Genomic DNA, 21,765 nt, shown 5'->3' with positions numbered 1-21,765 from the left:
CCGCGCAGGACTTCAACGCGCCGGTTCTCGATCGGCGCGGTCCGCGCCGGCCGGCGGCCGGGCCGCCGCCGGCTCGATGGCCGCGCCGCAATCGATCGTCGCCGGCGCTTCGCCGGCACGCGTGCGCCGCAAATGCCCGAGGCCCCAGACCCGCACGCACTCGACCAGCGGCAGCAGGGTGCGTCCGTAGTCGGTCAGGCGATACAGCACCGGCGCGGGCACCTCGCCTTGCGGCAGTCGCACGACGATGCCGTCGGCTTCCAGTTCGCGCAACTGCTCGGCCAGCACCTTGTGCGAGATCGGCGCGGCGTGGCGTTGCACCTGCGAAAAGTGCAGCGGCTGTTCCGCCAGCCAGTAAATGATCGTCAGCTTCCACTTGCCGCCGAAGGCGGCGAAGGCGGCGGTCAGCGGGCAGTCGCGGCGCGGATTGGGCCGCGCCCCGCGGCGGTTACCTGCAGGTGCGATCTTGCGTGCATGCATGGGGCATCCCTAGCCTGCGGCGAAAACTGCCGACGAGGATCGCATGCACGCCACCCGCCGCCAACACATCGCCCGTCCGTTCATGTTCGCCACGCTCGCGCTCGCGGCAATGGCCGCCGCGCACGCCGGCGATGCGCCGGTCGCGCCGCCGCCGGCCGCCCATCGCGACGGGCAGCACGACTTCGATTTCCACATCGGCCGCTGGAAGACGCAGTTGCGGCGGCTGGCGGAACCGCTGTCCGGCTCGACCGCGTGGCTGGAGTACGAAGGCACCACCGTCGTGCGCGAAGTGCTCGGCGGGCGCGCCAACCTGGTCGAGCTGGTGGCGGACGGCGCGGACGGCCACTTCGAGGGCATGAGCCTGCGCCTGTACAACCCGCAATCGCGCCAGTGGAGCCTGAACTTCGCCAACGCCAGCAGCGGCGTGCTGGCCCGGCCCGCCATCGGCGAATTCCGCGACGGGCGCGGCGAGTTCCACGACCAGGAGGAATACCGCGGCCGCGCGATCCTGGTGCGTTTCGTCGTCATCCGCGTCGACGACGACACCGTCCGCTTCGAGCAGTCCTATTCCGACGACGGCGGCAGGAGCTGGGAACTGAACTGGGTGGCGACGGACACCCGCATCGAATAGGCGCCGCTCAGCCGCGCCCGTTCGCGTGCAGCGAATAGGTGCCGTGCACGCTCGCCTCGCCCAGCACGTGGCCGTGCATCGCGCGCAGCACGTCGGCGGCGGTGAAGCGTTGCGGCAGGTCGAGCTTCGCCGCGTCCAGCGCGTACAGGCGGAAGAAATAGCGGTGCACGCGCAGGTCGTTGAACGGCGGGTACGGACCGTCGTAGCCGTAGTAGTCGCCGCCCATGTCGGCGTCGCCGGCGAACCAGCCGGTGTAGTCGTTCAGGCCCTGGCGCGAACCGGCCGGACCCGGCGGGTTGCGCTTGCCGCGCGCGGTGATGCCGTCGCTGCAGGCACCAGCGGCGATTTCGCGCACGTCCGCGGCAATGTCGGCGACGACCCAGTGGATGAAGTTGCCGCGCGGCTGTTCGACCGGGATCTCGAGGTCGTCGCGACCGACCGTTTCCGCCACCGTCGGCGCGTCCGGGTCGATGCAGACCAGCGCGAACGACCGCGTCCCTGCCGGCACCCCGTCCCACGCCAGGTGCGGGTTGCGGTTCGGCGCGAAACCATCGGGCAGGCCCATCGCGAATTCGGCCGGGATCGGCTGGCCGTTGCCGAAACTGTCGCTCCACAGACGCATGACCGGTTCCCCGATGATGACCCGGCGACGATTCTACCCGCTCCTACGGCGGCGCCAGCCGTTGCGCGATCCAGCGCTCCGAATAGCCGTCGCCGGCGGCATTCTCCAGGAAGCCGCAGTGCCCGCCCCAGCCGGCGACTTCCAGCGTCGCGGTCGCGGGCAGCTGCCATTCGCGGAAATGCGCGAACGGGATCACCGGGTCGTCCTGCGCCATCAGGATGTGCGCCGGCACCCGCAGGCCGGCGAGGCGGTCGCCGGCGATCGAATAACCGTCGAAATAGTTCTCCAGCGTGCCGAATTCGGTGTAGCGCTCGACCATCCAGCGGGTCAGCTCGCGCATGTTGCGGTCCAGGTCCTTGTCGCCGAAGTCGTGGCGCTGCGGGAACAGTTCGCGCTTGCGCCGCAGCGAGCGCCGCCACTTGCGCTGGAAGTACCAGTGGTACAGCGGCAGGCCGTTCTCCATGCCGACCAGCGTTTCCAGCGGGTCCAGCACCGGGCACACCGCGGCGACGCGCAGCAGCGGGATGCCGGCCTGCGGCGCGCGCAACGCCAGGCGCAGCGCGAAGTTGCCACCCAGCGAGTAGCCGGCGGCGACGAACGGGCGCCGCGGATCGCCCCGTTCCAGGAACCGGGCGGCGATGTCGGCGGCGGCATTGACCACTTCGCCGATGCGGTTGGAGTGGAACAGTTCCTCGTTGAGGTGGTGGGTGTCGCCGTGGTCGCGGAAATTCAGCCGCACCACTTCGTAGCCGGCCTCGAGCAGCGAGGCCGCGGCCATGCGCATGTAGCTGGATTCGGCGCTGCCCTCCCAGCCGTGCAGCAACAGCGCCAGGCCGCGCGCGTCCGCGCCGGGGACGCGCGTATGCCAGCCCTGCAGGCGCACGCCGTCGCCGCCGTCGAAGATGTGTTCGTCGCTGACCGCGCCCAGCGCCTGCAGGCGGCGCTGCCCGCGGCGGCGGCGCAGGTCGCTGGAACTGAGCACCGACTGCAGGTGCGGGTTGCGCAACCACTTCGGCGGACGGTAGTCGACGGCGGTGATCATGGGGGGAACCGGGTGGGCGCTGGCGGTTCGCGGTCGCCGCGAAGCCGCTCGCCCTTCGCCGGACCACTAACTACCAACTGGCAACCTCGAACTCAAGCCTCGGCCATCGCCGCGACGATCCGCGCGCGCGACAGTTCGGCGATCTGCCGGCGACCCTCGAGTTCGCCCGGCGCGATCGGCGCCAGAAAGCAGATGTCGGCGCTGCGCGAGGGTTCGCCGATCAGGCGCACGAAGTTGGCGAAGAAGCTTTCGCCGTGCTGGAACGCGACCACGTGCTGCGCCTCGCCGCGCGCGCCGTAGCGCAACGCCACCGGCTGCACCGGCACGCCGGCCTCGACCGCCGCGGTGAAGATGCGCGCATGGAACGGGCCGACCGCGTGGCCGTCGCGGGTACGGCCTTCCGGAAACACGCCGACCGCGCGGCCTTCGCGCAGGCGGTCGGCCATGGCCTGCATCACCCCGTCCAGCGATTCGGCGCTGCCGCGCTGGTGGAAGATGGTTTCGCCGCGCGCGGCCAGCCAGCCGACCACCGGCCAGCCGCGGATCTCGCGCTTGGCGACGAAACCCATCATGCGCTGGCCGTGCAGCATCTCGATGTCGATCCAGCTGACATGGTTGGCGACGAACATCGCCGCACCCGGCAGCGGTTCGCCGATGCGGCGCAGGCGGAACCCGAAGATGCGCATCAATCCTGCCGACCAGGCGCGGACGGCGCGGTGCTCCAGGCGTTCGTCGCCCCACGGCAGGCCCGACCACAGCGGCACCATGCACAGCAGGACCGGCGGCAGGAACACGAGGATGTGCAGCAGCAGCAACGGCACGCGGTACAGGTAACGCCAGGCGCGCGCCGCGACGCCGCCGGAAGCGGCGGGAACGGACGGACTACTCATGCGGCCACGATACCGGAACGCCGCTGAATCCGGCTAGCGGGGCGGACGGGCGCCGCGATTGCCGCGACGCCGGTCACGGCGCCGGCGCGACCGGCTCGGCGCTGGCCCGGGCGACGAACGCCGGCGGGCGCGCGATCGAGATGCAGTCGCGGCCGCGCCGCTTGGCGGCGTACAGCGCGGAGTCGGCCAGCTGCACCCAGTCGGTGACCGACCGGATCAGCGGATGGGTCTCGGCCAGCCCCATGCTGATCGTGCATTGCAGCTGCTCGGGGAACAGCTGGCACGCCGCCACCTGCCGGCGCAGGCGCTCGGCGGCCTCGATCGCCTCGGGCCACTGCAGGTCCGGCATGACGATGCCGAACTCGTCGCCGCCATAGCGCCCGCCGGTGTCGACGTCGCGCAGGCAGGCGCGCATCAGGTGCGCGAACTGCTCGACCACGGCATCGCCGATGGTGTGCCCGAACCGGTCGTTGATCTGCTTGAAACGGTCGATGTCGATCATGACCAGCACCGACGGCCGCCCGGTGCGGTGGAAGCGCTCCATCGCCCCGGTGGCGGCGAACAGCAGCTGCTGGCGGTTCATCAACCCGGTGGCGATGTCGAAACGCGAATTCCTTTCCAGCTGGCGCTTCTGCTCGAACAGCTTCTCGGCCATGCCGCGGCTGAGCAGCCCGGTCGCCAGCGGATACACCAGCAGCATCGGCAGGCAGGCCAGCACCACGTCCCAGGAGGTGACCGGATCGAAGCGGAAGCCGAGCGCGGCGCTGGCGGCGGCGCAGGCCAGCGCCATCGACGCCAGCGCCTTCAGGCCGAAGGCCGGCCCGCCGGCCAGCGTCCGGTCCATCGCCATCAGCGCCACCAGCATCGCGCTGGGCAGCGCGTCGAAGCCGATCGCGGCGATCCACACCCCGGCGGTGGCGGCATCGATCAGCAGGTTGCGCAATTCGACGCGCACCGGGTCGCGGCTGCGCCGCGCCAGCAGCCACGCCAATGGCGGCCAGAACAGCATCTGCGCCAGCAACGCGATGCCCCAGGCCGGCGCGGCGTGATCGGCGTGCAGCGCGGCGCCCACGCACAGCGCCGCCAGCACCGAACCGAGCAGGCGCATGCGCAGTCGCACGTTGAGTCCACGCTTGCCAGAGCGTTGCTGGCCGGCGGCGTTGTGGTCTTCTTCCACTTCTTGTCCGGATCTGCGCGGACACCCCTCGCGCCCGCACCCACATGCTAGCCGATGCCGCCCGGCGCCGGGGTTACTTGCCCGCCCGCGGCGCCAGCGCGGGCCCGCACCGGCCGCGACGGGCGGCGCGGCGGATCAGTCCGGCTCTTCCGGCGGCGGCACCAGCCCGTCCGGGTCCACCGACAGGCGCCCGGCCATCAGTACCGCCTGGGTACGGTTGCCGACGCCGAGCTTGCGCAGGATCGCGGTGACGTGCGCCTTGATCGTCGCCTCGGACACGCCCAGGTCGTAGCCGATCTGCTTGTTCAGGCGGCCGGCGCCGAGCATCTGCAGCACGCGGAACTGCTGCGGGGTCAGTTCGCGCAGGCGCTGGGCCACCTCGCGCTCGTCGGCGCCGATGCCGGGCGCGGCCAGCGCCTCGGCCGGGACCCAGCGCTCGCCGTCGAGCACCTGGCCGATCGCCTGGCCGATGGTCTCCGAATCGGCCGACTTGGGGATGAAGCCGAGCGCGCCGTGGTCGAGCGCGCGGCGCATCACCGCCGGCTCCTCGCGCGCGGAAACGACGACCACGGGCAGTTGCGGATGCACCGCGCGCAGGTGCACCAGCGCGTTGAAGCCGTGCGCGCCGGGCATGTTCAGGTCCATCAGCAGCAGGTCGGCGTCCGGGTGCGCCTCGGCCAGCGCGTACAGCGCGTCGACGCTGTCGGCCTCGTACAGGCTGGCGCCCGGCAGCACCCGCTGCACCGCGCCGCGCAGGGCTTCGCGGAACAGCGGGTGGTCGTCGGCGATGAGCAGTGTGGTCATGGCGCGGGGGAAGGGCGAAGGGGAGTGGGAAGCGAGTGGAAGCGGTAGTTCATGGCACCCCGACGGGATGGAGCGCATGGAACGGGAAGCGGGGAGTGCGGCCGCTTGCGTTCACTTCCCACTCCCCTCCACTCGTTCCTGCCTTACTTCACCTTGCGTTCGGCGACCAGCGATTCGACCACCGACGGGTCGGCCAGGGTCGAGGTGTCGCCGAGCTGGTCCGGCGCGTTCTCGGCGATCTTGCGCAGGATGCGGCGCATGATCTTGCCGGAACGGGTCTTCGGCAGGCCCGGCGCCCATTGCAGGTGGTCGGGCGTGGCGATCGGACCGATCTCCTTGCGCACGTGCGCGACGAGCTCCTTCAGCAGCTCGTCGCTCGGCGCCTCGCCGGCGACCAGGGTCACGTAGGCGTAGATGCCCTGGCCCTTGATGTCGTGCGGGAAGCCGACCACCGCGGCCTCGGCGACCTTGGCGTGGCTGACCAGCGCGCTTTCGACCTCGGCGGTGCCGATGCGGTGGCCGGACACGTTGATCACGTCGTCGACGCGGCCGGTGATCCAGTAGTAGCCGTCCTCGTCGCGGCGGCAGCCGTCGCCGGTGAAGTACATGCCCGGGTAGGTGCGGAAGTAGGTGTCGATGAAGCGCTGGTGGTCGCCGTATACGGTGCGCATCTGTCCCGGCCACGAATCCAGCAGCACCAGGTTGCCTTCGGCCGCGCCGTCGAGCAGCGCGCCGTTGGCGTCGACCAGCGCCGGCCGCACGCCGTAGAACGGCAGCGTGGCCGAGCCCGGCTTCTGCGCGATGGCGCCGGGCAGCGGCGTGATCAGGATGCCGCCGGTCTCGGTCTGCCACCAGGTGTCGACGATCGGGCAACGCGAGTCGCCGACCACCTCGTAGTACCAGCGCCAGGCCTCGGGGTTGATCGGCTCGCCGACGCTGCCGAGCAGGCGCAGGCTGGCGCGCGAAGTCCGCTTCACCGGCGCATCGCCCTCGCGCATCAGCGCGCGGATCGCGGTCGGCGCGGTGTAGAAGATCGTCACCTTGTGCTTGTCGATCACTTCCCAGAAGCGCGACACGTTCGGGTAGTTCGGCACGCCCTCGAACACCAGCGAGGTGGCGCCGTTGGCCAGCGGGCCGTAGACGATGTAGCTGTGGCCGGTGACCCAGCCGACGTCGGCGGTGCACCAGTAGATGTCGTCCTCGTGCAGGTCGAACACCGCTTCGTGCGTGTACGCGGCGTACAGCAGGTAGCCGCCGGTGGTGTGCAGCACGCCCTTCGGCTTGCCGGTGGAACCGGAGGTGTAGAGGATGAACAGCGGGTCCTCGGCGTTCATCCGCTCGGGTTCGCAAACCGCCGGCTGCGGGTCGACCACGTCGTGGAACCAGCGGTCGCGCGGCGCCTGCATGGCGACCGCGCCGCCGGTGTGGCGCACCACCAGCACGGTCTCGACGCTGTTGGTGCCGGGCAGCTTCAGCGCCGCGTCGACGTTGGCCTTCAGCGGCACCTTCTTGCCGCCGCGCAGGCCTTCGTCGGCGGTGATCACCAGCTTGCTGCCGCAGTCGGCGATGCGGTCGGCGATCGAGTTCGGGGCGAAGCCGCCGAACACCACGGAATGCACCGCGCCGATGCGCGCGCAGGCCAGCATCGCCACCGCCGCGTCGGGGATCATCGGCAGGTAGATGGTGACGCGGTCGCCCTTCTTCACGCCGAGGCTGCGCAGCGCGTTGCCGAGCTTGCACACGCGCTCGTGCAGCTCGCGGTAGGTGACGCCGTAGCCGGGCGAATCCGGGCTGTCGGGCTCGAACAGCAGCGCGATCTTGTCGCCGCGCTTGTCGAGCTGGCGGTCCAGGCAGTTGACGCTGGCGTTGAGCTCGCCGTCCTCGAACCACTTGATGCGGAAGTCGTCGAGCTTGTAGCTGACGTTCCTGATCCTGGTCGGCTTGACGTACCAGTCGAGGCGCTCGGCGACCTTGCCCCAGAACGCGTCCGGGTCTTCCACCGAGGCGCGGTAGTCGCGCAGGTAGGCGGCGTGGTCGATGCGCGCGTTGGCGGCGAATTCCGGCTTGACCGGATACAGATCGGGTTTGTTGTCGGTCATGGCGCCCTCCCGCGGAGCCTGAGCTGGTGAAGAAGGAGATCGGATCGCGAAACGCGGCCGATCGCATGCAGAGGTTGCGAAGTTTGACGCATTCCGTCTTGCGGCATCGCAACATGCGGATTAGACCTTCGTCGCAAGCCCGGCGCACCTTCGACCAATGGCGAATAGGCGCGCGTATCCGGCACGCGCAGGCTGCGACCGAGCCGCGCCCTGCGCGGCTGCTTTCGTCCGCAAGCATCCGCACATTATCGGGAGAGGGGTAATGACTGAGTCCATCGCATCGATGGCGCGCCGGCCTTTGTCGGTCGCGCTGTTCGCCGCACTGCTGGTGCCCGGGATGGCGCTGGCGCAAACCGCCAAGGAAAAGGAGCTGGAGGCGCGCGTGGCCCAGCTCGAAGCGCAGGTACAGGCACTGCTGAACGCGCAGCAGGCCGCGCCCGCGGCGGCCGCGCAGCCGGCGCCGGCGCCCGCCGACCCGGCCAAGTCGATCCAGAGCACGCCGATCCTGACCGCCGGCAACCCCGGCAGCAAGTTCTCGTACGGCGGCTTCGTCAAGTTCGACGCGATGGTCACCGACACCAGCGACGGCGCCATCGCCGACGGCAGTTCCGGCCGCCTGTTCTACGTGCCCAGCACGATCCCGGTGGCCGCCAACGGCGCCGAGCCGAACAGCGATCCGTACACCGACTTCCACGCGCAGTTCTCGCGTTTCTGGCTCAGCGCCGACCACGTCACCGCGAACGGCGACAAGCTCAAGGGCTACGTGGAAATGGACTTCTTCGGCGGCGGCAGCAACGCGCTGGCCGGCAACGAAGTCGCGACCAACACCTACGCGGTGACCCTGCGCCAGGCCTACGTCAGCTGGAACAACTGGCTGGCCGGCCAGACCTGGTCGAACTTCCAGGACGTGGCCGCGCTGCCCGACGCGGTCGACTTCGTCGGCGTCACCGAAGGCACCACCTTCGTGCGCCAGGCGCAGGTCCGCTACACCAAGGGCGGCTTCTCGGTGTCGGCGGAAAACCCGCAGACCACGGTCAGCGCGATCGGCACCGCCGCGCGCACCAACGGCACCGGCGCCAACGCGATGCCCGACCTGACCGCACGCTGGGTGACCAAGGGCGACTGGGGCCATTTCTCCGTCGCCGGCCTGCTGCGCCAGTTCAAGCTCGGCGACGAGACCGAGAGCGGCGGCGCGGTCAGCCTGTCGGGCAAGTTCAACCTCGGCGCCAGCGACGACATCCGCTACATGGCCAACTACGGCAGCGGCCTCGGCCGCTACATGGCCTTCGGCCTCGGCCCGGACACCGTGCTCGACGGCAACGGCGAGCTCAACGCGGTCGACGCCGCCGGCGGCTTCGTCGCCTGGCGCCACGTGTTCAGCCCGAAGCTGCGCACCAACCTGATGTACTCGGTCGCCGCCTTCGACAACGACAAGGGCCTGCCCGGCTGGCTGCCCGGCAGCAGCGATGCCGCGACCGAGCGCGCCTCGTCGTTCCACGCCAACCTGATCTATTCGCCATTCCCGAAGCTCGACGTCGGCGCGGAGATCGGCTACGGCAAGCGCGAGCTCGAGGACGACCGCGAAGGCGACCTCAAGCGCTTCCACACCACCGTCAAGTACAGCTTCTGAGGGGGAGCACAGACATGTCAACCATCACCGCAGGCCCGTCCAGCACGGGCACCCTTACCCAGGGGCACAAGAAGGTCATCTTCGCGTCCAGCCTGGGCACCGTGTTCGAGTGGTACGACTTCTACCTGTACGGCTCGCTCGCCGCGATCATCGCCAAGCAGTTCTTCAGCGGCCTCAACGCCACCAGCGCCTTCATCTTCGCGCTGCTGGCGTTCGCCGCCGGCTTCGCCGTGCGCCCGTTCGGCGCCATCGTGTTCGGCCGCCTCGGCGACATGATCGGGCGCAAGTACACGTTCCTGGTCACCATCGTCATCATGGGCCTGTCGACCTTCCTGGTCGGCGTGCTGCCGAACTACGCCAGCATCGGCTTCGCCGCGCCCGCCATCCTGATCGCGCTGCGCCTGCTGCAGGGCCTGGCGCTGGGCGGCGAGTACGGCGGCGCGGCGACCTACGTCGCCGAGCACGCCCCGCACGGCAAGCGCGGCCTGTACACCAGCTTCATCCAGACCACCGCGACCGTCGGCCTGTTCCTGTCGCTGCTGGTGATCCTGGGCGTGCGCACCTGGTTCGGCACCGAGGCGTTCGAGGCCTGGGCGTGGCGCATCCCGTTCCTGCTGTCGATCATCCTGCTCGGCGTGTCGGTGTGGATCCGCATGCAGCTGAACGAGTCGCCGCTGTTCCAGCAGATGAAGGCCGAAGGCAAGGGCTCGAAGGCGCCGATCACCGAAAGCTTCTTCACCAAGAACGGCAAGATCGTGATCCTGGCGCTGCTCGGCGGCACCGCCGGCCAGGCGGTGGTGTGGTACGCCGGCCAGTTCTACGCGATGTACTTCCTGACCCAGTCGCTGAAGGTCGACCCCACCACCACGTGGCTGCTGATCGCCGCGGCGCTGGCGCTGGGCACGCCGTTCTTCATCTTCTTCGGCTGGCTGTCGGACAAGATCGGGCGCAAGAAGATCATCATGCTCGGCTGCCTGCTGGCCGCGCTGACCTACTTCCCGCTGTTCAAGGGCCTGACCCACTACGCCAATCCGGCGATCCAGGAAGCCAGCCAGAACGCGCCGGCCGTGGTCCATGCCGATCCGTCGACCTGCTCGTTCCAGTTCGACCCGGTCGGCAAGAAGGTCTTCAGCAACTCCTGCGACATCGCCACCGCGGCGCTGGCCAAGGCCGGCGTGCCGTACACGGTGCAGGCGACCGGGCCCGGCTCCGTCGCGAAGGTCACCATCGGCGGCACCGAAGTCTCGTCGTATGAAGGCGCGGGCCTGAGCCCGGAAGACGGCAAGGCCAAGGCCGCCGCGTTCGGCACGGAACTGAAGGCCGCGCTGACCGCCGGCAACTATCCAGAGAAGGCCGACCCGGCGCGCATCAACAAGCCGATGGTGCTGCTGATCCTGACCATCCTGGTGATCTACGTGACGATGGTCTACGGCCCGATCGCGGCCTGGCTGGTCGAGCTGTTCCCGACCCGCATCCGCTACACCTCGCTGTCGCTGCCGTACCACATCGGCAACGGCTGGTTCGGCGGCTTCCTGCCGACCATCGCCTTCGCCCTGGTCGCGGCCACCGGCAACATCTACTACGGCCTGTGGTATCCGATCATCATCGCCATGATGACCTTCGTGGTCGGCTCGCTGTTCCTGCGCGAAACCAAGGACGTCGACATCACCCAGTAAGCGCGACGCCCCCAAGGGACGACGCAAACGCCGGCCGCAAGGCCGGCGTTTTTCTTTGCCTGCCCGGCCGCGCCCGATCCGCTTTCGCCACGCCGGAAACACCCTCGCATTCCGTGGCATGCTGGCCGGATGCCCATCGACGGAGTTCCTGCATGCACGGCAAACCCTTCGCCCTGGCCGCGCTGGCCTGCCTCTGCCTGACGCGGCCAGCCATCGCCGCCGACAGGGCGAAGACGCAAGTTCCACCCGCCACGCTGGACGCGCTGGACGCGCTTTTCGCCAGGAACGTCTCGCGCTCGACGCCCGGCTGCGCCGTCGGCGTACGCCGGGGCGAAGTGGAAGCGCAGCGCGCCTACGGCCAGGCCGACCTGGAGCGCGACGTCGCCAACACGGCCGACGGCGTGTTCAACGTCGGCTCGGTCAGCAAGCAGTTCACCGCCGCCGCGGTGCTGCTGCTGGCCAACGAAGGCAAGCTGGCGTTGGACGACGACGTCCGCAAGTACCTGCCGGAACTGCCCGCCTACGAGCGTCCGATCAGCATCGATCAACTGCTCGGTCACACCAGCGGCCTGCGCGACTTCCGCGCCACCGACGGGCTGACCGGGCGCGATGCCCTGCCGCAGAACAACGCCGACGTGCTGGCCTACGCAGCGCGCCAGCGCGGCCTGAACCATGCGCCGGGCGAATCGCACCTGTACACGAATACCGGCTACGCGCTGCTGGCGATCATTGTCGAACGCGTCGGCGGCCGTGCCTTCGCCGATTTCACCAGCGAACGCCTGTTCAAGCCCGCTGGCATGACGCACACGCAGTGGGAAACCGACGTGCAGCGGCTGGTGCCGCATCGCGCGCTCGGCTACACGCAGGCGGAACCGGCCCACGACGGACGGCCGGCACGCTTCGCGCAGATGCCGACGGCACGGCACGTGGTCGGCAACGGCGGGCTGCTGAGCACGGTCGGCGACCTGCTGCGCTGGAACGCGGCACTGCAGCGTGACGCCTTCGGACCGGAACTCACCGCGCAACTGGAACAGCGCACGCACCTGCGCAACGGTTTCGAGCTCGACTACGCGCGCGGCGTCTTCGTCGGCAGCTACCGCGGCCTGCGCGAGGTGCAGCACAGCGGCTATACCGGAACCTACACCGCGTGGCTGGGGCGTTATCCCGAGGCGGATCTTTCGATCGCCCTGCTATGCAACGGCGATGCCGACGGCGTGACCGGACGCGAGGTGGCCGATCTGTTCCTGCCGGCCACGCAGCAGGCCGCGGCGACCGCCACGCCGGTCGCCACCGCGGCGCCGACCGACCTCTCCGGCCACAGCGGGCTTTACCGCAACGCACGCGACGGCCGGTTGCTGCTGCTGGATTTCCCGGACGACGCGCGGCTGGAAGACGGCCGCTATGCCCAGGGCCCCAGCACCTACGAATTCAGCGCGCAGCGCCCGGACGAAATCGTCCGCCGGCGCTACGGACAGGCCACGACCTGGACGCGCCTGCCGGCATCGACGCCCGACGCCTCCGCGCTGCCGGAATACGCGGGTGTTTACGAAAGCGACGAGTTGCTGGCCCGTTACGAAGTGCGCGTCGCCGGATCGCAATTGATGGTGGCGGTGCAGGGACTGTCCGACATCAGCGTGCCGCTGCGGCCATTGGCCAGGGACGTGTTCCTCGCCCTGGGTGTCGACATTCCGATCGAGTTCCAGCGCGACAAGGCCGGCCGGGTCGTCCGCCTGTGGTTGTCCCCGAACCAGTTGCGCGCGCTGGCGTTCGAACGGGTGGACGTGGCGAAGCCCGCCGCTTCCCGTTAGCGCGGCGGCGCGGCGAGCTCCTGCGCGTCGAGCCAGCCGTCGTGGTTCGCATCCTGCCGGGCGAAGCGCTCGGCCAGGCGTTGGCGGTGCTGCTCGCGCGCGATCGGCTGGCCCTTACCGCCCGGCAGTTCGCCGGCGGCGAGCACGCCGTCGCGGTCCGCGTCGCGCGCGTCGAAGGCGTAGCTCATCCAGTCGACGTACTCGGACAGGGCGATGCGGCCGTCGCCGTCGGCATCCATCCGCGACATGTAGTCGGAAGCGGCCTCGACCTCCCCGCGCGGCGGCGCCTGCGCTTGCGATGGCGACGCCGCCGGTTGCGCGGACGGCGGTTGTTGCGAATAGGCGTTCCAATGCAGCGATGCGGGCTGCCGCGGTTCCATCGGCAGCTGTTGTTGCGCATGCGCCGCCGCTGCGACGAGCGCGAGCAGCAGGGCGATCGGACGGATGGACGGGACGGCCGCGGGCATGCGGCGGATTGTAGGGCCGGGGCGGTTGGCGTCCGTGAACGCCGCTTGTGCGTGGCCCATGCGGGGATGAAGCCGACCCCATGAACGCGACGGCCCCCGGATCCTGTCCGGGGGCCGTCGCGGAACTGCCGGGAATCGTGCGCTCAGTGCACCAGCGCGTAGCCCTTCATCCGCATCGAGTATTCCTGCAGCGCGCGGATGCCGCTGGCCTCGGCCTCGCGGCACCAGGCCTGCAGGTGGCGCAGGCGCTCGGCGGCGTCGTGGCCGCGCGCCTCGAGCAGCGCGGACAGGCGCGCGCGGTGCTCGACCAGGGCGTGGATGCGCGGACGCCGCGAAACCCAGTCGCTGAGCTGCTGCCGCGCTTCCGGCTTCAGCCAGCGGCCGTCGTCGACCAGCCCCTTGCGCAGCTTGCGCGGCAGCAGCGCGCGCAGCTTCTGCCCGGCGTGCGCGGCTTCCTCGCGCAGCGTGGGGATGAACACCTTGCGCTGGTATTCGGTCATCGCCAGGAAACGGTGCGACAGCAGCGCCTTCAGCGTGTCGGCGTCGGGCACGGCGATGTTCGGGCGGACGTCCACGGTCGGCGCGACGCGCAGCACCTTGGCCAGGCCGACCTTCTCCAGGCCCTTGATCGCCGCCCAGCCGATGTCGAATTCCCAGCGCCGCATCGAGAAGCGCGCCGAGCTGGGGAAGGCGTGGTGGTTGTTGTGCAGCTCCTCGCCGCCGATCCACACGCCCCACGGGGTCAGGTTGGTCGAAGTGTCGGCGCTCTCGAAGTTGCGGTAACCCCACCAGTGGCCGAGGCCGTTGACCACGCCGGCGGCCCAGAACGGGATCCACGCCATCTGGATCGCCCACAGCGCCACGCCGGGCAGGCCGAACAGGCCGAAGTCGACGAACAGCATCAGCACCGGCCCCATCGTCGCGAACGGCGTGTACAGGTGGCGCTCGATCCAGTCGTCCGGCGCGCCCTTGCCGTACTGCTCGATGTCGGCGCGCTGCCAGCGCGCCTCGCGGTACAGCTCGACGCCCTGCCAGAACACCTTGCCGATGCCCTTGGTCTGCGGGCTGTGCGGGTCCTCGTCGGTCTCGACCTTGGCGTGGTGCTTGCGGTGGATGGCCACCCACTCGCGGGTGATCATCGACGTGGTCAGCCAGGTCCAGAAGCGGAAGAAGTGGTTCAGCAGCGGATGGAAATCGACGCCGCGGTGCGCCTGGCTGCGGTGCAGGTACAGGGTCACCGAGAAGATCGTCAGCTGGGTGAACACCAGCAGCACGGCCAGCATGCCCCACCAGCCCAGGCCGAACAGGCCGCCGGTCAGGAAATCGACAAGGGTTTGGGGCATTGCGGGGAACTCCAACTGGATCATGGCCGCGCGTTGCGCCCGGCCGGTCGCTACATGATGGGGGCTGCCGCCGGAGAATTCACCCACCGCCCGCGTATGGTTACGCCGCGAGTCACGTTTTTTCGCGCCGCGCGCGGTGCCCGCCCCGCGTTCAGCCGGGCACCGCGGCTTTTGATGCCCGATTCCCGCGACGATCTCCCCGAACGAAGCGTCGCCATGGCCGGCACGGCAACCGGCCCTGCGGGCCGATGATCCCGCAGCCGCGGCCAATCCCGGCAACGGACACGAAAGTGCCAACGCCGGCAGCCTTCCCACCGAGGCTTTCCCCGGATTCTCCGCTTGCCCCTAAGCTGTGCCGGCCCCGTCCGGAAAGAAAGCATGCCGTGGATACCCACATCAGCCCCGCCACCGCCACCGCCGCCGCCGCGCCGCTGATCGAACTCGACCGCGCCACCGTGGTCCGCGGCGGCATGCGCGTGCTGCGCGACCTGAGCCTGCGCATCGAGCTGGGCCGGCACGTCGCGATCCTCGGCCCCAACGGCTGCGGCAAGTCGACCTTCATCAAGCTGATCAGCCGCGAGCTTTACCCGCTGGCGCGCGAAGGCGACACGCCGCCGGTCAAGGTGCTCGGCCTGCGCCGCTGGAACGTGGCCGAGCTGCGCACCCGCCTGGGCCTGGTCAGCGGCGAGCTGGGCCGCGACCTGCAGGACATGCACGCGCTGCGCGCCGAGGACGCGGTGGTCAGCGGCTGGTTCTCCAGCTTCGTGATCCCGCCGCACCGGCAGATCGAGCCGTACATGCGCGAACGCGCGAAACAGGCGCTGGCGCGGGTCGGCGCGGCGGCGCTGGGCGACCGCCTGGTCGCCGAGCTGTCCACCGGCGAGATGCGCCGCGTGCTGATCGCGCGCGCGCTGGTGCACGAACCTCAGGCGCTGCTGCTGGACGAACCGACTGCCGGACTCGACCTGGTCGCGCAGCGGCAGTTCCTCGGCCTGCTGCGCGACCTCGCCACGCGGGGCGTCACCCTGGTGCTGGTGACCCACCACCTCGAGGAAATCGGGCCGGAATTCCGCCGCGTGGTCCTGCTGCACGGCGGCGGCGTGCTCGCCGACGGCGCGCCGGAGGACGTGCTGACGTCGGAGAACCTGTCCAAGGCCTACGGCGGCGAGCTGAAGGTGCAGCGCGACGGCGACCGCTTCCGCGCCACACTGCGGTAGGAGCGGCGTGAGCCGCGACCGCCGTGCGCGGACGCAAGCGGAGGCTTCTGCAGCCGCAGAAATTCCCGGTCGCGGCTCACGCCGCTCCTACAATGGAAAGCCGAGCGCATCCCATTTTCCATCCCGTTCCATGCCCGAACTGCCCGAAGTCGAAACCACCCGCCGCGGCCTCGCCCCGCACCTCGAAGGCCGGCGCATCCGCCACGTGGTGCTGCGCCGCCCGGACCTGCGCTGGCCGATCCCGTACGAAGTGGTCGACAAACTGCCCGGCCAGCGCATCGCCGCGGTGCGCCGCCGCGCCAAGTACCTGCTGGTCGACACGCCCGCCGGCAGCGCGCTGCTGCACCTGGGCATGAGCGGCAGCCTGCGCGTGCTGCCGGAGAAGACCCCGGTGGAAGCGCACGACCACGTCGACATCGCCATCGCCGGCGGCCGGGTGCTGCGCTTCAACGACCCGCGCCGCTTCGGCTGCCTGCTGTGGCAGGCGCCGGGCGAGACCCACGAACTGCTGCGCGAACTGGGGCCGGAACCGCTGTCGGACGGATTCGACGGCGACTGGCTGTTCGAGCTGTCGCGCGGGCGCCGGGCGCCGGTGAAGGCGTTCCTGATGGACCAGCGCGTGGTCGTCGGCGTCGGCAACATCTACGCCGCCGAAAGCCTGTTCCGCGCCGGCATCTCGCCGCTGCGCGAGGCCGGGCGGGTCTCGCGCGAGCGCTACGCCGCGCTGGCCGATGCGGTGAAGGCGATCCTCGGCCACGCCATCGAGCGCGGCGGCACCACCCTGCGCGACTTCCTCTCGCCCGACGGCCTGCCCGGCTACTTCGAGCAGGAACTGTCGGTCTACGGCCGCGGCGGCGAGCCTTGCCGCAACTGCGGCCGCCCGCTCAGGCAGGCCAGTATCGGTCAACGCGCCAGCGTCTGGTGCGGCCACTGCCAGCGCTGAGCGGCGCCGTCACGCCGCCGCGGGCGATTTGCGGCTATATTCGGGCCCTCTGTCGGACTTGGGGAAGTGCGGTGTCGGAGGCGGCGGATATCACCCGGTGGCTGGATTCGGCGCGCGAAGGCGACCGCGCCGCGCTCGACCGCGTGCTGACCACGCTGTACCACGAGCTGCACGGCATGGCCCGGCGCCAGCTGTCCGGGCAGCACGGCTACACCCTCGACGCGACCGCGCTGGTCCACGAGTCCTACCTGAAGCTGCTCGGCGCGCGCGGCAGCGTGCACTTCGACGACCGCGCGCACTTCTTCGCCTACGCCGCCTCGTCGATGCGCAGCGTGGTCGTCGACTACGCGCGCAACCGCCTGGCGCGCAAGCGCGGCGGCGACCTCAAGCGCGTCGCCGAGATCCCCGAGGACGTCGAGGGCAGCCTGCCGCTGGACGAGGGCACGCTGGCGCTGAACAACGCGCTGGACAAGCTGGCCGCGGCCGACGAGCGCCTGGCCAAGCTGGTGGAGCTGCGCTACTTCGCCGGCCTCTCGGAGCTGGAGATCGCCGAACTGATGCAGCGCTCCGAACGCAGCATCCGCCGCGACTGGCAGAAGGCGCGGCTGTTCCTGCTCGCCGCGATGCAGGAAGACTGACCGCAGCACCATTCAGGCCCGCCGACCATGGACGCCGAGCGCTGGCAACGCCTGTCCCCGCTGCTCGACGTGCTGCTCGAGCTGGCGCCCGACGCGCGCGACGCGCAGCTGCAGATCCTGCGCGAGGAGAATCCCGAGCTCGCCGCGGAACTCGAAAAGCTGCTGGCGCTGGAAGAGGACAACACCGGCTTCATCGCCAAGCCGCTGCTGGCCGCCGAAAGCGAGCCGCTGCAGGCCGGCGCGATGATCGGCCCGTACCGGCTGGAAAGCCCGCTCGGCGAGGGCGGCATGGGCACGGTCTGGCTGGCCGCGCGCGCCGACGGCCTGTACCAGCGCCGGGTCGCGCTGAAGCTGCTGCGCCCCGGCCTGACCGACCCCAGCCTGCGCCTGCGCTTCGGCCGCGAGCGCGAGATCCTGGCGCGGCTGGAACACCCGCACATCGCGCGCCTGCTCGACGCCGGCATCGCCAGCGCCGGCCAACCCTACCTGGCGCTGGAATACGTGCTGGGCGTGCCGATCACCGACTACTGCCGCAACCACGCGCTGCCGGTCGAGGCGCGGCTGAAGCTGTTCCTGCAGGTCTGCGACGCGGTCAGCTACGCACACGCCAACCTGGTCGTGCACCGCGACCTGAAGCCGTCGAACATCCTGGTCACCGCCGCCGGCGAAGTACGCCTGCTCGACTTCGGCATCGCCAAGCTGCTGGACGCCTCCGACCCGGCGCGCGCCCAGGCGCATACCGAAATGCGCATGTTCACCCTGCACTACGCCGCGCCGGAACAGGTGCGCGGCGGCCCGGTCACCGCGATGACCGACGTGTATTCGCTCGGCGTGGTCCTGTACGAGCTGCTCACCGACGCCAAACCCTACCGGCTGCGCCGGCAGAGCGACGCCGAATGGGAACAGGCCATCCTGACCGTCGAGCCGCTGAAGCCGTCGGCGCTCGGCCGGCGCGGCGCGAACGCCGCCGGCGGCGCCGACCAGATCGCGCCGGGCGCGGCGGTGTCCCGGCGCCGGGCGCGGCGGCTCAGCAGCGACCTCGACAACATCGCGCTGAAGGCGCTGGCCAAGCAGCCGGAACAGCGCTACCCGTCGGCCGAGGCGCTGGCCGCGGACCTGCGCCGGCACCTCGAAGGCCGGCCGGTGCAGGCGCGCGCGCAGAACCTCGGCTACCGCCTGCGCAAGTACGTTTCGCGCCAGCGCTGGCCGCTGGCCGCCGCCGGCGTGGTCGGATTGGCGCTGCTGGCCGCGCTGGCGATCAGCCTGCGCCAGACCCAACAGGCACGGCGCGAGGCGCAGCGCGCGCAGGCGATGCAGGACTTCGTCGTCGGCCTGTTCGACAACGCCGGCAGCGCCCAGCAGGGCAAGCTGTTCGACGCGCGCAAGCTGCTGCTGGCCAGCGTCCGCCGCGGCGGCAGCGACCTCGTCGGCCAGCCGCTGGCGCATGCCGAACTGCTCGACGTCATTGCGCGCCTGCGCATCGGCCTGGGCGATTACCCGCAGGCGCTGGAGCTGATGCAGCGGCAGCAGTCGCTGCTCGCGGCGCTGGACGACGCGCCGCCGGCGCTGCGCGTGCAGGCGGCCAGCCAGCACGGCCGCGTGCTGCTCCTGCTCGACCAGCCGCGCGAATGCCTGCAACGGATGGCGCCGTTGCAGGTGCAGGCGACGCGCCTGCGCGAACGGCCGGCGCTGCAGAGCGACTTCTATTCGCAACTCGGCCGCTGCCAGCGCGCGCTGGGCCAGCGCCAGGACGCGCGCCTGCTGTACGAACGCGCGCTGGCGCTGCGCCGCGCCGCCGGCGACAGCGACGGCGTCGCGGAAAACATCTACGACCTGGCCACCCTCGACAACGACCTGGACCGCACCGACGCCGCGCTGCGCGGCTTCGACCGGGCGCTGGCGGAACTGCAGCGCAAGCCGGGCGGGCCGCATCCGCTGGCGGTGGAAATCCTGCGCAGCCGCGCCATCCTGCTGCGCCGGCACGGCGATACCAGCGCGGCGCTGGCCGGCTTCAACCGCGCGCTGGCGCTGGCCGACGAAACGCTCGGCGACCAGCACCCCACGACGCTGGCGCTGCGCCGGCAGATCGTCGCGATGAAGGTCGACATGGAGCATTACGCCGAGGCCGAGCGCGAGATGCGCCCGCTGCACCAGGCGACGATAAACGCGCTGGGCCCGCAGCACCGCGAAACCGGCCTGTCGTGGAACACGCAGGGCATCATCGCCTGGCAGCGCGGCCACCTCGAGGAGGCGACCGCCGACCTCGCCCGCGCGGTGGCGATCTGGCGCATCCTGCAGGTGTCGCCCAGCCTGGCCGGCGGCCTGTTCAACTACGGCATGGTGCTGCACGCGGCCGGGCGCGACGACGAGGCGCTGCGCGCACTGCTGGAATCGCGCGAACTGCGCGTGCAGCAGTACGGCGCCAGCAATGCGGTCGTCGGCCTGGCCGACCGCATGATCGGCGAGGTGCTCGTCGCGCAGGGCAAGCTGGACGAGGCCACGACGAAGTTCGACCTCGCGTTCAAGCTGACCAGCATCGGCTACGGCCCGGAGAATCCGGGCACGCTGCTCTCCGAGCTGTCGCTGGCGCGGCACTACGGCCGCATCGGCCGCGACGACGAAGCGAAGCGGATGCTGGCGCGGCTGGCCGCGCTCCCCGGCGGCGGCAGCGAGCTGCCCAAGCTGCGCTGGCAGGCGCGCGCCTACCTGGCGGAACTGCAATGCCGCGAAGGCGACACCGCGCAGGCACGCCACGACCTCGACGCGCTGCTCGCGGAACTGCACCGCGAGCGTCCGGACGGCGGCGTGATCACCCGCGAGGCGGAGGCGATCCGCGCGAAGTGCCGCTGACGACCGCGGCGACAACCCGGGACTGCGGCTTTATCAGCGCATTTCGTGATGGATATGGCATATCGCCTCGCAAACTGAAATATGCAAGGCAGGATTGCCGTCATGACCGACCCGTGGCTATCGGTCAACAGCTTGATTACGCACAGGAATTCGTCCCTTGAACGCCCCGCCCGGGCCGCGGATACTTCGTCATATCACCCCGATTTGGGGTCTATTAGGCGTTAGGCATCATGTTGGAGATCCATGCGCGTTGACCTAGCACTATTTGATGGCGACGATTTGCTTGACCGTAAGGAGATTACGGTCAGTCGCTTCAAGCGGGTTGATTCGTTCACCCTCTTCCGGGCCACCCACCAGCTCGGTCATGAGTCCGCGGACATTGTTCTTGGCGGTTTTGCCGAGCACCTTGGCCTCAACAAGATTGCGCTGGACATGCCAATCCATGAGTCCAATGATTGGGAGTCAATTGATCTTGGCAGGTACACGCTGGCCTTCTGGTGCCGGCTTGATGCCTAACAATTCATTCAAGCCGAAGCCGCTTCGCGGCTCGGCTTAATTCAGGCGTTAGGGCGCACCCATGTCTGCCGCGATCTTCACCATCTTCTTTTACCTGGCTTGGGCGGCAGTCTGCTCAATTCCGGCATTTCTACTTGCGCTTTTTTTGCCTGCTTCGCACCCGTGGCTTCGCTACATCGCAACCGTTATTGTCTTTACGTTGTTCGTGGCCCCATCCTTGGGCAGCGCAACTATTGCATTGGTGTCCATCCCGTTTGCCTTCATTCTTCTGGCCACAGTGATCTCGTTTGATCTATCCGGTCTTGTTTGGGCTCTTCAAGAGTGGCCGCTTTGGCATGCAGTAGCATTTCCAGCAACATTGCTAGTGGCGCTTGCCATCTTTCATCGCCTGCGCCCTAACAATTCATTCAAGCCGACGCCGCTTCGCGGCGCGGCTTAATTCAGGCGTTAGGGCGCACATGGAAGATCTCAGTAAGCCGGTTCAATGCTCTACGCATGGCCCGCAACCTCGGGCTTTCGTGTGCCAGCACATTCTCAAAAGCCTGGACACTCGCCAAGCCATTGGGTTTCACTGGTCCGCGGAAGATGGTGGGGCCACTCCAGACGCATGGTGCAATGACTGTGAGGAAGCCCGCATTGCTGCTGGCGGTGATTGGACAGGACAATCGCTGCAGCAGGTTGGAGTCACGCTAATCTGTGCGTCCTGCTATCAATCAGCCAAGTCCATCTGGCTTGCGGCACGGGCGGCGGCTGGTCTCGGCAGTGCGCCCTAACAATTCATTCAAGCCGACGCCGCTTCGCGGCGCGGCTTAATTCAGCAACTGTCTTGAGAAGACGCCTTTTAGGCGACAGCCGCCAAGGCCATCAACTCGTCCCGACGCCGTGCATTGACGATCGTCAGCAGCTTGCGCATGCAGGCTACCAGCGCGACC

Annotated in this window: 19 protein-coding genes; 9 read left to right on the top strand and 10 right to left on the bottom strand. The window is 69.6% G+C overall.

Translation table 11 applies throughout. The annotated features are described in order from the left end of the window. Positions 1-12: 12 nt before the first annotated feature. Positions 13-480, bottom strand: a complete 468-nt coding sequence (locus tag CSC71_RS13365; RefSeq protein WP_162374873.1) for a winged helix-turn-helix transcriptional regulator — start codon at positions 478-480, stop codon at positions 13-15. A gap of 43 nt (positions 481-523) precedes the next feature. On the opposite strand from CSC71_RS13365, the gene CSC71_RS13360 reads away from it, so the two are divergent. Continuing rightward, on the top strand, positions 524-1,111 hold the full coding sequence (locus CSC71_RS13360; RefSeq protein ID WP_246192223.1) for a hypothetical protein: 588 nt from the start codon (positions 524-526) through the stop codon (positions 1,109-1,111). 7 nt (positions 1,112-1,118) lie between these two features. Here the strand turns inward: CSC71_RS13360 and CSC71_RS13355 are convergent, their stop codons facing one another. The 6 genes from CSC71_RS13355 to acs form a co-directional block, all read right to left on the bottom strand. Then, positions 1,119-1,733: a YbhB/YbcL family Raf kinase inhibitor-like protein gene (locus tag CSC71_RS13355; RefSeq protein WP_162374872.1), complete on the bottom strand. Its 615-nt coding sequence runs from the start codon at positions 1,731-1,733 to the stop codon at positions 1,119-1,121. 43 nt (positions 1,734-1,776) lie between these two features. Further along, positions 1,777-2,772 carry a YheT family hydrolase gene (locus tag CSC71_RS13350; protein ID WP_211368041.1) on the bottom strand — a complete coding sequence of 332 codons (996 nt, stop codon included), beginning with the start codon at positions 2,770-2,772 and terminating at the stop codon, positions 1,777-1,779. A gap of 95 nt (positions 2,773-2,867) precedes the next feature. After that, positions 2,868-3,665, bottom strand: coding sequence for a lysophospholipid acyltransferase family protein (locus tag CSC71_RS13345; protein WP_162374870.1), 798 nt, complete (start codon positions 3,663-3,665; stop codon positions 2,868-2,870). Positions 3,666-3,738: 73 nt separating this feature from the next. After that, positions 3,739-4,842 (bottom strand): sensor domain-containing diguanylate cyclase, encoded by a 1,104-nt coding sequence (locus CSC71_RS13340; RefSeq protein WP_162374869.1) that lies wholly within the window; start codon positions 4,840-4,842, stop codon positions 3,739-3,741. 135 nt (positions 4,843-4,977) lie between these two features. Next, positions 4,978-5,646 (bottom strand): response regulator transcription factor, encoded by a 669-nt coding sequence (locus CSC71_RS13335; protein ID WP_162374868.1) that lies wholly within the window; start codon positions 5,644-5,646, stop codon positions 4,978-4,980. A 143-nt stretch (positions 5,647-5,789) separates the two neighbouring features. Beyond that, complete coding sequence (gene acs, locus CSC71_RS13330) at positions 5,790-7,745, bottom strand: acetate--CoA ligase (protein WP_162374867.1); 1,956 nt, start codon at positions 7,743-7,745, stop codon at positions 5,790-5,792. Between the two features lie 262 nt (positions 7,746-8,007). Here acs and CSC71_RS13325 point away from each other — a divergent pair, with 262 nt between their 5' ends. From CSC71_RS13325 to CSC71_RS13315, 3 genes are all read left to right on the top strand, one after another. Next, the gene (locus CSC71_RS13325; RefSeq protein ID WP_162374866.1) at positions 8,008-9,375 is read left to right on the top strand and encodes a DcaP family trimeric outer membrane transporter; all 1,368 of its coding nucleotides are present in this window, start codon (positions 8,008-8,010) and stop codon (positions 9,373-9,375) included. Between the two features lie 14 nt (positions 9,376-9,389). Continuing rightward, entirely contained in the window at positions 9,390-11,051 is a 1,662-nt protein-coding gene (locus tag CSC71_RS13320; RefSeq protein ID WP_162374865.1) for an MFS transporter, read from the top strand. 152 nt (positions 11,052-11,203) lie between these two features. Continuing rightward, complete coding sequence (locus tag CSC71_RS13315; protein ID WP_162374864.1) at positions 11,204-12,859, top strand: serine hydrolase; 1,656 nt, start codon at positions 11,204-11,206, stop codon at positions 12,857-12,859. On the opposite strand, the gene CSC71_RS15715 is transcribed toward CSC71_RS13315, so the two are convergent. Both CSC71_RS15715 and CSC71_RS13305 read right to left on the bottom strand, forming a co-directional pair. Beyond that, positions 12,856-13,215 (bottom strand): EF-hand domain-containing protein, encoded by a 360-nt coding sequence (locus CSC71_RS15715; protein WP_425501957.1) that lies wholly within the window; start codon positions 13,213-13,215, stop codon positions 12,856-12,858. The two genes, CSC71_RS13315 and CSC71_RS15715, sit on opposite strands and share 4 nt — an antisense overlap. A 254-nt stretch (positions 13,216-13,469) precedes the next feature. Beyond that, the gene (locus CSC71_RS13305; protein ID WP_162374863.1) at positions 13,470-14,669 is read right to left on the bottom strand and encodes a DesA family fatty acid desaturase; all 1,200 of its coding nucleotides are present in this window, start codon (positions 14,667-14,669) and stop codon (positions 13,470-13,472) included. A 383-nt stretch (positions 14,670-15,052) separates the two neighbouring features. Here CSC71_RS13305 and CSC71_RS13300 point away from each other — a divergent pair, with 383 nt between their 5' ends. The 4 genes from CSC71_RS13300 (at position 15,053) to CSC71_RS13285 (ending at position 20,317) form a co-directional block, all read left to right on the top strand. Beyond that, positions 15,053-15,886, top strand: a complete 834-nt coding sequence (locus tag CSC71_RS13300) for an ABC transporter ATP-binding protein (protein WP_425501956.1) — start codon at positions 15,053-15,055, stop codon at positions 15,884-15,886. A 130-nt stretch (positions 15,887-16,016) separates the two neighbouring features. Further along, positions 16,017-16,829: a bifunctional DNA-formamidopyrimidine glycosylase/DNA-(apurinic or apyrimidinic site) lyase gene (mutM, locus tag CSC71_RS13295; protein WP_162374861.1), complete on the top strand. Its 813-nt coding sequence runs from the start codon at positions 16,017-16,019 to the stop codon at positions 16,827-16,829. Positions 16,830-16,900: 71 nt separating this feature from the next. Further along, positions 16,901-17,467: an ECF-type sigma factor gene (locus CSC71_RS13290; protein WP_162374860.1), complete on the top strand. Its 567-nt coding sequence runs from the start codon at positions 16,901-16,903 to the stop codon at positions 17,465-17,467. A 27-nt stretch (positions 17,468-17,494) separates the two neighbouring features. Next, complete coding sequence (locus CSC71_RS13285; protein WP_162374859.1) at positions 17,495-20,317, top strand: serine/threonine-protein kinase; 2,823 nt, start codon at positions 17,495-17,497, stop codon at positions 20,315-20,317. Between the two features lie 261 nt (positions 20,318-20,578). On the opposite strand, the gene CSC71_RS13280 is transcribed toward CSC71_RS13285, so the two are convergent. Continuing rightward, complete coding sequence (locus tag CSC71_RS13280; RefSeq protein WP_162374858.1) at positions 20,579-20,761, bottom strand: hypothetical protein; 183 nt, start codon at positions 20,759-20,761, stop codon at positions 20,579-20,581. A 133-nt stretch (positions 20,762-20,894) separates the two neighbouring features. Here CSC71_RS13280 and CSC71_RS13275 point away from each other — a divergent pair, with 133 nt between their 5' ends. After that, positions 20,895-21,272: a hypothetical protein gene (locus CSC71_RS13275; RefSeq protein ID WP_162374857.1), complete on the top strand. Its 378-nt coding sequence runs from the start codon at positions 20,895-20,897 to the stop codon at positions 21,270-21,272. The last annotated feature ends 493 nt before the right edge of the window (positions 21,273-21,765 follow it).

The organism is Pseudoxanthomonas sangjuensis (assembly GCF_010211755.1).
GTDB classification, from domain to species: domain Bacteria; phylum Pseudomonadota; class Gammaproteobacteria; order Xanthomonadales; family Xanthomonadaceae; genus Pseudoxanthomonas_A; species Pseudoxanthomonas_A sangjuensis.
Note: the sequence above shows the minus strand (reverse complement) of the source record. Positions and strands in the feature narration are given on the sequence as shown.